Here is a 13,165-nt window from a genome sequence, read left to right as displayed (position 1 = left end):
AAGGAAGAAATGAGAATGGCTAATCGTCGAGTAGTAATTACAGGTATTGGAGCAGTGACTCCTTTAGGAAATGATATCGAAACCACATGGGAAGCGGTAAAGTCAGGGAAATCCGGTGTAGGGCCGCTTACTCGTTTAGATGCAGATAAATATCCAGCTAAAGTAGCTGCAGAAGTTAAAGACTTTTCTATTGAAGATTACATTGAGCGCAAAGAAGCCCGTAAAATGGATCGCTTTACACATTATGCGTTAGCTTCTTCTATCATGGCAATGAAAGATGCAGGACTTGAGCTTGATGAAAAGACTGCACTTCGCACAGGTGTTTGGATTGGTTCTGGGATCGGTGGCATGGAAACGATTGAAAATCAGATGGATGTTTTAAATGACCGCGGCGTACGCCGGATCAGTCCATTTTTTGTACCGATGATCATTCCGGATATGGCATCTGGCCAAGTTTCTATCCACTTTGGTGCGAAAGCGATCAACTCTTGTTCGGTGACTGCTTGTGCATCCGGAACAAACTCAATCGGTGACGCATTTAAAGTTATCCAGCGTGGAGATGCAGACGTTATGATTTCAGGTGGAGCGGAAGCGCCGATCACCCGTTTATCGGTAGCTGGTTTTACAGCTAACACGGCTCTTACGACAAATACGGATACGGCGACAGCCTCTCGTCCATTTGATAAAAACCGGGATGGCTTTGTTATTGCTGAAGGTGCCGGGATTGTAATCCTGGAAGAATATGAGCATGCAAAAGCACGCGGGGCAAAAATCTATGCGGAACTGGTGGGCTACGGTTCAACTGGAGATGCCCACCATATTACGGCTCCGGCTCCAGGTGGCGAAGGTGCTGCAAGAGCAATGGCTCAAGCACTAGAAGACGGCGGTATTGATAAAACTGAGATCGGCTATATCAATGCACATGGTACAAGCACACAGTACAATGATTTATATGAAACGATGGCAGTTAAAACGGTTTTCGGTGAGCACGCTTATAACTTAGGAATGAGTTCTACTAAATCTATGACTGGCCACTTATTAGGGGCAGCAGGCGGAATTGAAGCGATTTTCACAGCCTTGGCTTTGAAAGAGGGAATCATGCCCCCAACAATGAATTACGAAACACCAGATGAAGAATGTGATTTGGATTATGTGCCGAATGAAGCCCGTAAAGCAGATTTTGCATATGCAATGAGCAACTCACTTGGATTCGGTGGGCATAATGCATCGTTAGTATTTAAAAAACTAGCAGAATAATGATTTTTGCAATTAAAACCATCAGCTGTTTTCAGCTGGTGGTTTTTTTATTTTTCTCTTCACAAAAAATTGGAAGAAAAATCACATAAAATACCATATTTATATAAATTGTTAAATAATTTGTAAAATTATAAAAAATAAGTTGCCTTCGTAATGTTTTTGTAATAAACTTTATCTAAGTTAAATTGACAGAAAAAAAAGAATTTTGAGGTGTTCACATGACTGGGAATTACACAACGAAAAAAATGACACCCCTTTTGCAAGTAAGGAATCTACAAACGGGCTTTAAAATCGATGGCAAGTTTTATAACGCTGTAGAAGGTGTATCGTTCGATGTCGACAGAAAACAAATTGTCGGGATTGTTGGAGAGTCTGGGTGTGGAAAGAGCGTTATGTCATTGTCCATTATGCAGCTTTTGCCTCCAGGAATTGGCAAGATCCGAGGCGGGGAAATTGATTTTGAAGGATTGAACATTTCAGAACTGAACGATAAGAAGATGAATAAAATACGCGGCAAAGATATATCGATGATTTTCCAGGAACCGATGACTTCACTTAATCCTGTCTTCACAATCGGTTACCAGATAGAAGAAGTAATTTTGAACCATGAAAATATTTCTAAAAAGGAAGCAAGGCTCCGTTCTATCGCTTTGTTAAAAAGTGTCGGAATTCCAAGAGCGGATAAAATCGTCAGCGAATACCCCCATCAATTATCTGGAGGGATGAGGCAACGGGTCATGATTGCAATGGCCATTGCTTGCCAACCGAAACTTCTCATAGCAGATGAGCCGACTACCGCTTTGGATGTTACTGTTCAAGCCCAAATCCTGGAACTATTGAAGGGCATTCAAGAAACCAATGATATGTCCATCATCCTCATCACCCATGATCTTGGTGTAGTGGCAGAAATATGCGACGAAGTGATAGTCATGTACGCTGGGAAAATTGTTGAAAGATCGACAGTAGATGATTTGTTCAATAATCCAAAGCATCCGTATACCGATCTTTTGATGAAAGCTATTCCAAAAATGGATGAAGATGTGGAGAAATTAGCAACGATTGATGGACTAGTTCCTTCTATTATAAATATGCCGGAAATCGGCTGCCGTTTTGCTAACCGTTGCCCGAAGGCAATGCCGGAATGTCTAACCGTCACTCCTCAATTAGGCGAAGTGGAATTGCAGCACGAAGCAGCATGCCTCCTTTACGATGAAAGTTGGCCGGCAGGAGAAGAACGCCAAAGAGAAGGAGTTACCGTTCTATGACAACTAGAGATTTTATCCAGGAAAGAATCGATAGCCTAGAGAATCGTGAAGTCTTACTAGAAGTGCAAAATTTAAAAACCTATTATCCGGTAACAGGCGGATTTTTCAAGCGGGTCGTCGGCAACGTAAAAGCAGTTGACGATGTGTCATTCAGCATCCGAAAAGGTGAGACCTTGGGGCTGGTAGGAGAATCTGGCTGCGGCAAGTCGACAACAGGCCGGACCATCCTTCGATTACTGAAACCGACTGATGGGAAAATCCTTTTTGAAGGAAAAGACATCACAAAAGTGACAGGATCAAAATTGCAAAAAGCACGACGGGATTTTCAGATGGTTTTCCAAGACCCTTATGCATCGTTAAATCCGATGCAAATGGTTGGAGATATAATTGCAGAACCAATTCTCAATTATGAGAAGCGCGATAAAAAAGAGTTGGAGCAAGAAATCAAAGCGTTATTGACGAGAGTTGGACTGCCGGAAGAGGCTTATTATAAATACGCCCATGAATTTTCCGGCGGCCAACGGCAACGCATAGGGATAGCACGTGCCCTGGCGTTGAATCCCAAACTGATTGTCGCAGACGAACCGGTGTCCGCACTGGACGTGTCTGTTCAATCGCAAGTATTGAATCTGCTAAAGGAATTGCAGATCGAGTTCGATTTGACTTATTTGTTTATTGCGCATGATTTGAGCGTCGTAAAGCATATGAGCGATCGAATCGGAGTGATGTATTTGGGCAATCTCGTTGAGCTTGCTTCAAATAGAGATTTATACAGAGAACCTTTGCACCCGTACACACAAGCTTTGATTTCTGCGATTCCAGAACCGAATACGGCGATCAAGAAAGAAAGGATTGTGCTGGAAGGAGATGTGCCAAGTCCGCAAAATCCGCCGACAGGCTGCCCGTTCCATACGCGCTGTCCGATGGCAATGGAAGCGTGTTCGAAAGAAAAGCCTCCATTAAAAGAAGTGCGGCCCGGACATTTTGCTGCGTGTCTTCTGTATTAAATCAAAAAAATTTTTGGGGGGAAAAGTATGAAGAAGAACAAATCCTTACTTTGGCTTTTCGCTATGATTCTTGTCGTTTCCGCGTTCCTAGCGGCTTGCGGTGGAGATGACGGCGATTCTGGCAGTGGAGATTCGAAAAAAGAAGATGGCACAACTGAAGATAAGGCAGCCGACGGAGAACCGCAAAAAGGCGGCACGTTAGTTTATGGAATCGATGCTCCACCTGAAGGGTTATACAATCCAGCATTTTATAATATTGCTACTGATGCCGAAGTAATTGATTTATTCGATGAATCATTAATCAATTATAACGAAAATCTTGAGCCAGAGCCGAACGTGGCTTCTTGGACGACAGAAGACAATAAAGTTTTCAACTTCAAATTCGAAGAAGGCGTTAAATGGCACAACGGCGAAGAATTGACAGTCAATGACTGGGTATTTGCGTTTGAAACAATTGCAAGCCCGGACTATGATGGCCCTCGCTACACAAACGTTCAGACAATTGAAGGAGCAGAAGCTTTCCGCAACGGAGAAGCTGATACGATCTCAGGTGTGGAAGTTGTCGGCGATTATGAAATCAACATCACTTTTGATGAAGCACGTGTAAATAACTTGACGAACCTTTGGTCTTATCCGCTGCCAGAATCGGTACTAGGCGATGTGCCTGTAGCTGAAATGTCAGCATCTGAATGGGTGCGTTCTACTCCGATCGGAATCGGGCCATTCAAAGTGGACAAAATTGTTCCTGGCGAATCGGTTGAGTTTTCTCGTTTCGATGAATACTGGAATGGCGAAGTTAACTTGGACAAAATCGTTTTGCGCGTAATTGACAACTCTTCAGTAGTTGGGGCATTGCAAAACGGCGATGTGGACATGATTTCCTTGCAGCCAGTTTCTGGCCCTGAAGTAGAGCCATTGGAAAACGTGGATATCGTGACTTATCCCGGCCTTTCTTACTATTATGTAGGATTCAAGCTTGGTAAATTCGATAATGCGACACAAACTATCACAGAAGAACTTCCGAAATACCAAAGCAAAGAGCTTCGCCAAGCGATGATGTATGCAATTAACCGCCAGGAATGGGTGGATGCATTCTTCTTCGGTTATGCAAATGTCGTAAACAAACCGGTTCCAACTTCACATTGGAACGCAGCAGACGATGCTGAAGCAGATTTGAATACGTATGAGTACGACCCGGAAAAAGCGAAAGAAATGTTAGATGCGGCTGGATACGTTGATACAAACGATGACGGATTCCGTGAAGATCCGAACGGCGACGAGTTCGTTGTGAAATTCTCTCACTATGCAACTGGAAACCCGACATTTGAGTCTCGTGCACAAGCAATCACTCAGTATTGGGAAGAAGTCGGCATCAAATCGGAACTTGAAATGGTCGAAGTAAACCTTTACTACGAAATGATTGAAAAAGATGATCCTTCAATCGAAACTTTCTTCGGTGGATGGGGAACTGGATCAGATCCAGATCCATCAGGCCTATGGAAAGCAGATCAATTGTGGAACTACCCGCGCTACAACAATCCTGAAGCAGATCAATTGCTTGATGATGCTTTGAATATTGACATCGTTGGAACGGATCAGCAAAAACGTGCGGACCTTTATATCGAGTGGCAGAAGATCGTCAACGAAGAAGTTCCAATGCTATACATTGCTGAGCTAGAAGAAATTAAAGCATTAAACAAACGTGTTGGCGGAACTGAGTATGACGTTTCTGGTCAAAACAGTCCGGCAGAATGGTTTGTAACAGAATAATAGAAGATTTTTATTCAACGGTGGGCGCAGTTATCGCCCATCGTTGAATCATTATTAGCTCTTATGCACGGTAAGGTGTGTTTGAACACAAACATTTCTTACCGTGCCCGGGAGCACAGCTGAGAATATTACAGACAAGGAGAGTATACATGCTGAAATATACGATTAGAAGGTTGCTTGGAATGATTCCTATGCTCATCCTTATATCCATTGTGGTATTTACATTAGCAAAGCTTATGCCAGGAGATTCCTTGAGCGGCGAAATTGATCCGCTCAATACAAATCCTGAATACATAGCGGAGATGAGAGAAAAGTTAGGGTATAACGAACCGCTGCCGGTCCAATATTTTGATTGGATAACCGGTTTCCTGCAAGGTGACTTCGGAAAGTCGACGCGCTTTAAAGTGCCAGTGGCAGATATTATTATGGAGAAAATCCCTAATACGCTGTTCCTTGGAGTTATGTCCTTGCTCATAACTTATATTCTTGCATTTTTAATGGGGATGTATTCAGGCCGCAAACCGTATACGCTAGGAGATAATGCCATAGCAGGGGTTAACTATATTATGCTGGCAATTCCTTCATTTGTAGCAGCTGTATTCGCTATTTACTTTTTCTCTTTCCATTTGAATTGGTTTCCATTTGGAGGGTCTGTCGATATCCTGGTCGAAGAAGGTACGTTGGACTATTGGTTCAGCAAATTACATCACGTGCTCCTTCCAGCAATCGTTTTAGGTGCCATGAGCACCGCTTCTTATACGCAGTTTTTGCGAAATGACATTATTGAAAATTCGCGGAAAGATTTTGTACGCACAGCGCGTGCAAAAGGGACGCCGCTCAAGAAAATTTACAATGTCCATATTTTAAGGAATTCTATTATTCCATTAGTTACCTTTTTAGGGTTTGATTTTGCGGCGCTGATCGGCGGCGCGATCATTACTGAAACGATTTTCACGTATCCTGGAATTGGCCAACTTTTCTTGGAGTCCGTTACAAGCAGGGATTATCCAACCTTAATGGCACTTACAATGCTCTTGTCATTCTTGACATTGGCAGGGAATTTAATCGCAGATATCTTATACGGAATCGTGGATCCACGAATCCGTCTGGACTAAGGAGGAGCAATTATGGCATCATCTACTACTATTGAACAGCAAAAGAAGCCGGAAAGAAGCTTGTCTCCCTGGCAAATTGCCAGAAAGAAATTTTTACGGAATAAATTAGCGATGATCAGCAGCGTTTTTATCATCCTCGTCACCATCATGTCTTTATCTGCACCATTTGTAGCGAATTTTTTATCTCCGCTTCCAGATGTAACCAAAGTGAATATCGGATCGATGAACATTCAACCGAATGGCGAGCATTTGCTTGGAACCGATAAAAGCGGGAGAGACGTATTGACGAGATTGTTTTACGGGGGACGGATTTCTTTATTAGTCGGTTTTAGTGCGACTTTAATTGTCATCTCATTAGGAACGCTCGTCGGTTCGATTGCAGGTTTCTTCGGAGGCTTGGTGGATAATATTCTGATGCGTTTTACGGATTTCGTTTTGAACTTTCCATTTTTAGTTTTTGTTATCGTATTAAATACGATTTTATATGGAATCGTAGATGGCCTATGGGTACTGATTTTAGTGATTGGCGTTTTGAGTTGGGGCGGAGTGGCACGACTCGTGCGAAGCAAAGTTCTGGCTGAAAAAGAAAATGAATACATTTTGGCGGCATTATCCATCGGCTGTTCCCCGTGGAAAGTCATCCGGAAGCATCTGCTGCCGAATGTTATGTCGACGATCATTGTACAAGCAACACTGATTTTTGCCAGTATGATTGTTGCGGAAGCGGCATTAAGCTATTTGGGATTCGGCGTTCCACAAGCTACTCCAAGTTGGGGCAATATGCTGTCTTCAGCAAATGAACCGGACGTATTGCAAGGCAAACCATGGATTTGGATGCCGCCTGCTCTTCTGATCACGTTGACGATTCTGTCGATCAATTTCATCGGTGAAGGATTGAAGGATGCCCTTAATCCAAAATCACTTCGTTAAAAGCAAGAGCTGCGTAGTATGCGGCTCTTTTTTTATGGAATAAAACGCATTTTGATAAATTATTATTATTTATCAAAAGAAAGTGCAAATTCGTTTGTGAGGAGTTATAATTAAAAAAATTGAACTTTTCAAAAAATAAGGAGGCATTACCGTGTTCACCAAGAAGAGACTCATCTTACTCGTTCTCATGCTGGCGATAAGTGGATTTTTAGCAGCTTGTGGAGGCAATGGAGGAAGTGAAGAAAGCAGCCAGAATAACGAAGGCGGTGCTGGTGGAGGATCGGGAGAACCTGATAGCGAGCAAGTGTTGAATTTGATTGAAAGTGCTGAAATTCCGACAATGGACTCTGCATTAGCCGAAGATGCAGTAGCGTTCAATATCATGAATAACGTCAATGAAGGCTTATTTCGGTTGAATCAGGAAAATATGGCTGAACCGGCTTTGGCCGAAAGTGAGCCTGAAATCAGTGAAGATGGATTGACGTATACGTTCACCTTACGTGAGGCTAATTGGTCTAACGGCACACCGATTACTGCGAATGACTTTGTGTTTGCGTGGCAACGAGCAATCGATCCTGCAACGGGTTCACCGTATGGACCCTATATGATGGCAGGGACCATCAAAAATGCTGAAGCGATCGCAGCGGGTGAAATGGATAAAACAGAACTGGGAGTAGAAGCGACAGATGATAAAACTTTAGTCGTTACCCTTGAGCGGCCAGTTCCTTATTTTATGTCATTAATGGCATTTGGAACCTTTTATCCGCAAAATGAAGCTTTCGTAACGGAACAAGGAGAGGCGTATGCATCCAACTCGGATAATTTACTATACAATGGACCGTTTATGCTAACAAACTGGGACGGTACTGGTTTAACATGGTCAATGGAAAAGAATCCGGAATATTGGGATGCAGATACGGTCCAGCTTCAGACAATCAATGTAGATGTAATTAAAGAACCAAGTACGGCCGTCAATCTTTACACCTCTGGTGAAAAGGACCGGGCAGGATTATCAGGGGAGTTTGCAATGCAGTATGCGGAAGACCCGGAAGTAGTAACTGAACTCGAACCGAGTATTTTCTACTTGAAATTTAATCAGGAACGAAACGGGGAAGCGACGCCGCTAGCCAACGAAAACATCCGAAGAGCCATTTCCATGGCATTCAATAAGCAGGATTTAGTGGATGTCGTATTAGCAAACGGATCCTTGCCTGCAAACTATCTTGTCCCGACAGAATTTACATTTAATGAAAATAATGAAGATTTCCGTGACATCAACGGTGATATGAATGAATTTAATGCAGAAGAGGCAAAGCAATACTGGGAAACAGGATTGCAAGAACTTGGAGTCAGCGAAATTACGCTGGATTATTTAGGAGACGACACAGAAACATCTAAAAAATTGAACGAGTATATGAAAGCCCAGCTTGAAGAAAACCTGGAAGGCTTGACGATTGAAATCAATACGGTCCCGTTCAGTGTCCGCTTGGAACGGGATGAAGCACAGGATTATGATATTCAAAATTCCGGCTGGGGTCCGGATTATCAAGACCCGATGACGTTCATCGACTTGTTCATAACAGATTCGCCTCAAAACAAAATGTCTTACTCGAATCCCGAGTTCGATGAGCTGGTCAACGCAGCAAAAGGTGATCTGGCTCAAGACCTTGAAGGGCGCTGGGAAGCGATGGCGCAGGCAGAACAAATTTTAATAGAAGAAGATGCTGCAATCGCTCCAATCTATCAACGCGGCCGGATGTCCTTGCAAAAACCATATGTCAACGACATCATCTCACATCCATTTGGAGGGGATTACAGCTACAAATGGGCATACATCTCTGGGAAATAAGAAAAGCGTAAGCGGCCATGTAGATTCGCTGGGCATAAGACGAGCAGGCGAAGCGGCGTATTTCCAGCCGCACAGCCTGATTGGCTTATGTCCCAAGAATCTGGCCGCTGGAGTCTGGACAATAAGAAAAGCGTAAGCGGCCATGTAGATTCGCCGGGCATAAATAAAAGAGGCTGCAAAATTGCAGCCTCTTTCTAATTTATCTGCGCTTGCGGCCTAAGCCCATCGCATTTTCCATTTTCTTTAATGTCTTATTGGCCAAGAAATTCGCTTTTTCGGCACCTTTATCCAAAATGAGGTCAAGTTCTTCAGAGTCCAATAATTCTTTGTAGCGTTCTTGGATAGGAGCCAGATGAGTGGTTACAGCTGCTGCAACAGAAGCTTTAAAGTCGCCGTAGTTTACGCCTTCGTATTTAGCGACTAGCGAATCGATGCTGGTATCCGTAAGGGCGGCTTCGATCGTCAAAAGGTTTGAAATCCCTGGTTTGTTGATAGGGTCGTATTTGACAATCCCTTCTGAATCAGTGACAGCCGATTTGATTTTCTTTTCAATTGTCTTTAAATCGTCCAATAAAGTGACGATTGACTTTTTATTGACGTCGGATTTGCTCATTTTTTTAGAAGGATCTTGCAGTGACATGATCCGGGCGCCGTTTTTCGGAACGCGGATTTCTGGGATGGTCAACACATCATTGTATTTTTTGTTGAAGCGTTCCGCTAAGTCGCGCGTTAATTCAATATGCTGTTTCTGGTCATCGCCCACAGGAACAACATCTGTTTGGTATAGCAGAATATCCGCAGCCATAAGCGGGGGGTATGTCAATAATCCTGCAGAAACAGAAGCGGTCTTCGCTGATTTATCTTTATATTGAGTCATGCGCTCCAATTCGCCGATGGTAGAGACGCATTGCATCATCCATCCAGCTTGGGCATGCGCTGGAACTTCTGATTGGATGAACAGGGTTACCTTATCAGGATCGATCCCGACAGCCAAATATAGCGCTGCAAGTGCCTTGATGTTCTTTCTCAGTTCTAAGCGGTCTTGCGGCATCGTGATGGCATGTTGGTCAACGATGCAAAAAATACAATCGAATTCATCCTGTAAATCTGTAAATTGTTTAAACGCGCCGATGTAGTTTCCTAACGTTACTGTACCGGTAGGCTGGACGCCTGAAAAGATTTTCTTCTTCATTGCTTTTCCTCCTCATAATAAAAAAACACAGCACACATCCCTGTAAAAAAGGGACGAATGATGTGTTTTTCCGCGGTACCACCCTAGTTGCCGTATTTGGCCACTCTTCTTCATAACGTGAAGATCACGGAAACGGCTACTGTTAGTTCACCGTTTCAGCTCAAAAGTCCATTCAATACAGTTCTCCGCCTGTTTCCACCAACCACAGGCTCTCTATATAGAAGAAACTGCATTTACTCTTCTTTTTCATCGCTCAATGTATATTTTCTAAGTATAATACAAAAAACTTTTATTGTGCAATGGTTAAAGTTCATAGATTAACAGCGAAATTGCCATAAAAAATAGGGTTACTCCGCCAAGGATCAGCAAAGGCGCACTAGATAAGGAGAAGATTTCAGAAGGGGCACGCATTTCATCATCATCTAATGTGGACTTGACTTTAAAGAACTTCCGCATGCTCAGTGTGAAGATATCAAATATTCCAGTCCTGATAACAAACACCCATAAACCGATAAAAACCAGGACCCCACCAAAAATAAACGAATTATTTATATAAGAAAGCAGGGAGAAAGGCTCGCTTCGAATTAGCATGGTCAGTAAAATTAGCCCTTGTACAATAATGACACTTATCACCAATTTTTTCATTTTCGCACCTCAATTCTTATTAATTGTAGAAGAAGTTGAAAAAAAAATCAAAAAAATAATGAAAAAAATTCCACCTTAAAAATGCTGATAACTTCAATAATCACGGCTTTTTCTGTAATGTTGTTGAAATACAATTGTTACAAAAGTGTAAATACTTTTAAAAAAAGTACTGTACAAGAAAAAAAGATTATGTATAATAAACAGTGTACCAATTTTTCAGAAAATTTAAGGGGGTCACCTAAGTGAAGAACAGCAAGTTATTTTGGCTACTAAGCCTTGTTTTAGTTCTTAGCGCTTTCCTAGCTGCATGTGGCGGCGGGGACGACGATAATGCTGAAACACCAGAGACAGGCGGCGACGATAACGCAGCCGAAGAAGAAAAAGCAGCTGGAGAACCAGACGCTGAACAAGTATTAAACTTGATGGAAAGTGCAGAAATCCCAACAATGGATTCTTCATTGGCTGAAGATGCTGTTGCTTTCAACATCATGAACAACGTTAACGAAGGTTTGTTCCGTTTAAACCAAGAAAACGTTGCTGAACCTGCTCTTGCAGAAGCTGAGCCAGAAGTCAGCGAAGATGGATTAACTTACACTTTCAAATTACGTGATGCTAAATGGTCTAACGGCGAAGCAGTAACTGCTAACGATTTCGTATTCGCTTGGCAGCGTGCGATCGACCCTGCGACTGGATCACCTTACGGTCCATACATGATGGCTGGTACGATTAAAAACGCTGAAGCAATTGCTGCAGGCGAAATGGACAAAGCTGAATTGGGAGTTAAAGCTGTTGACGAGAAAACTCTAGAAGTTACTCTTGAGCGCCCTACCCCATACTTCATGTCACTAATGGCTTTCGGAACTTTCTACCCATTGAACGAAGCTTTCGTTACTGAAAAAGGCGATGCTTATGCTTCTAACTCAGATAACTTGCTTTACAACGGTCCATTCATGTTAACAAACTGGGATGGCACTGGCTTGACTTGGTCTATGGAGAAAAACCCTGAGTACTGGGATGCAGAAACAGTTAAACTTGAAACAATCAACGTAGACGTTGTTAAAGAAACTAGCACTGCAATCAACCTTTATACTTCAGGCGAAAAAGACCGTACAGGTCTATCTGGTGAATTCGCAATGCAATATGCTGAAGATCCAGAAGTTGTAAGAGAATTAGAACCAACAATTTTCTACTTGAAATTTAACCAAGAGCGCAACGGAGAACAAACTCCACTTGCTAACTTGAATATCCGTAAAGCGATCTCTATGGCTTTCAACAAACAAGATCTAGTTGACGTAGTATTAGCAAACGGTTCATTGCCAGCTAACTACTTGGTACCAACTGAATTCACATTCGATGAAAACAACGCGGACTTCCGTGAAGTTAACGGCGACATGAACGAATTCAATGCAGAAGAAGCTAAGAAATTGTGGGCAACTGGAATGGAAGAGCTTGGCTTGACTGAAGTAACACTAGAAATGCTTGGTGGAGATTCAGAACTTGCTAAAAAAATGGACGAGTACATGAAATCTCAGCTTGAAGAAAACCTTGAAGGTTTAACTCTTGAGCTTAAAGCAGTTCCTTTCGGAGTTCGCTTAGAGCTTGATGAAGCACAAGACTATGATATCCAAAACTCTGGTTGGGGCCCTGACTATCAGGATCCAATGACATTCATTGACCTATTCGTAACAGGATCTGCTCAAAACAAAATGTCTTACTCTAACGAAGAATTTGATACTTTAGTTGACCAAGCGAAAGGCGAATTGGCTCAAGATCTTGCTGGTCGCTGGGAAGCTATGGCTAAAGCAGAACAAATCTTGATCGAAGAAGATGCAGCTATCGCGCCGATCTACCAACGCGGTCTAATGTCTCTTCAAAAACCTTACGTGCATGACATTATCTCTCACCCATTCGGCGGAGATTACAGCTACAAATGGGCTTACATTTCAGGTAAATAAGTTAATTACCCGGCCTCTGTGAAAAACAAATAGAAAGAGAGTATATCGCTGGTATTTGGACGATATACTCTCTTTTCTAATGCAGGCGAATTCACCGAAAATTGACCATTTTCTGCTAACTATCGAAAGGATCAAGCCTATCGTCTACGCACATAGCTTGTGAAATAGAATTATTTTTTG

At 42.6% G+C, this 13,165-nt stretch carries 10 protein-coding genes and 1 other annotated feature; of the genes, 8 read left to right on the top strand and 2 right to left on the bottom strand.

Going from position 1 to position 13,165, the window contains the following annotated elements; all coding sequences use genetic code 11:
• Window positions 1-15 precede the first annotated feature (15 nt).
• From fabF to NFU07_RS03895, 7 genes are all read left to right on the top strand, one after another.
• Window positions 16-1,257 (top strand): beta-ketoacyl-ACP synthase II, encoded by a 1,242-nt coding sequence (gene fabF, locus NFU07_RS03925; RefSeq protein ID WP_251475029.1) that lies wholly within the window; start codon window positions 16-18, stop codon window positions 1,255-1,257.
• A gap of 218 nt (window positions 1,258-1,475) precedes the next feature.
• On the top strand, window positions 1,476-2,522 hold the full coding sequence (locus NFU07_RS03920) for an ABC transporter ATP-binding protein (protein WP_251475020.1): 1,047 nt from the start codon (window positions 1,476-1,478) through the stop codon (window positions 2,520-2,522).
• The gene (locus NFU07_RS03915) at window positions 2,519-3,529 is read left to right on the top strand and encodes an ABC transporter ATP-binding protein (protein ID WP_251475012.1); all 1,011 of its coding nucleotides are present in this window, start codon (window positions 2,519-2,521) and stop codon (window positions 3,527-3,529) included. The genes NFU07_RS03920 and NFU07_RS03915 overlap by 4 nt, the downstream gene beginning before the upstream one ends.
• 27 nt (window positions 3,530-3,556) lie before the next feature.
• A complete protein-coding gene (gene opp4A, locus NFU07_RS03910; RefSeq protein WP_251475009.1) occupies window positions 3,557-5,299 on the top strand; it encodes an oligopeptide ABC transporter substrate-binding protein in 1,743 nt (580 codons plus the stop codon).
• 149 nt (window positions 5,300-5,448) lie between these two features.
• A complete protein-coding gene (gene opp4B, locus NFU07_RS03905; protein WP_251475006.1) occupies window positions 5,449-6,414 on the top strand; it encodes an oligopeptide ABC transporter permease in 966 nt (321 codons plus the stop codon).
• Window positions 6,415-6,426: 12 nt separating this feature from the next.
• A complete protein-coding gene (opp4C, locus tag NFU07_RS03900; protein WP_251475003.1) occupies window positions 6,427-7,344 on the top strand; it encodes an oligopeptide ABC transporter permease in 918 nt (305 codons plus the stop codon).
• A gap of 187 nt (window positions 7,345-7,531) precedes the next feature.
• The gene (locus NFU07_RS03895) at window positions 7,532-9,193 is read left to right on the top strand and encodes a peptide ABC transporter substrate-binding protein (RefSeq protein ID WP_251477089.1); all 1,662 of its coding nucleotides are present in this window, start codon (window positions 7,532-7,534) and stop codon (window positions 9,191-9,193) included.
• Between the two features lie 199 nt (window positions 9,194-9,392).
• Here the strand turns inward: NFU07_RS03895 and trpS are convergent, their stop codons facing one another.
• Window positions 9,393-10,385: a tryptophan--tRNA ligase gene (gene trpS / locus NFU07_RS03890; protein WP_251475000.1), complete on the bottom strand. Its 993-nt coding sequence runs from the start codon at window positions 10,383-10,385 to the stop codon at window positions 9,393-9,395.
• A gap of 46 nt (window positions 10,386-10,431) precedes the next feature.
• Window positions 10,432-10,644: a binding site (T-box leader), on the bottom strand.
• A 44-nt stretch (window positions 10,645-10,688) separates the two neighbouring features.
• The gene (locus NFU07_RS03885; protein WP_251474997.1) at window positions 10,689-11,030 is read right to left on the bottom strand and encodes a DUF3899 domain-containing protein; all 342 of its coding nucleotides are present in this window, start codon (window positions 11,028-11,030) and stop codon (window positions 10,689-10,691) included.
• Window positions 11,031-11,272: 242 nt separating this feature from the next.
• Here NFU07_RS03885 and NFU07_RS03880 point away from each other — a divergent pair, with 242 nt between their 5' ends.
• Window positions 11,273-12,985, top strand: coding sequence for a peptide ABC transporter substrate-binding protein (locus NFU07_RS03880; protein ID WP_251474994.1), 1,713 nt, complete (start codon window positions 11,273-11,275; stop codon window positions 12,983-12,985).
• The last annotated feature ends 180 nt before the right edge of the window (window positions 12,986-13,165 follow it).

Origin of the sequence: Planococcus sp. NCCP-2050, assembly GCF_023708025.1 — a bacterium.
Classification (GTDB): domain Bacteria; phylum Bacillota; class Bacilli; order Bacillales_A; family Planococcaceae; genus Planococcus.
Note: the sequence above shows the minus strand (reverse complement) of the source record. Positions and strands in the feature narration are given on the sequence as shown.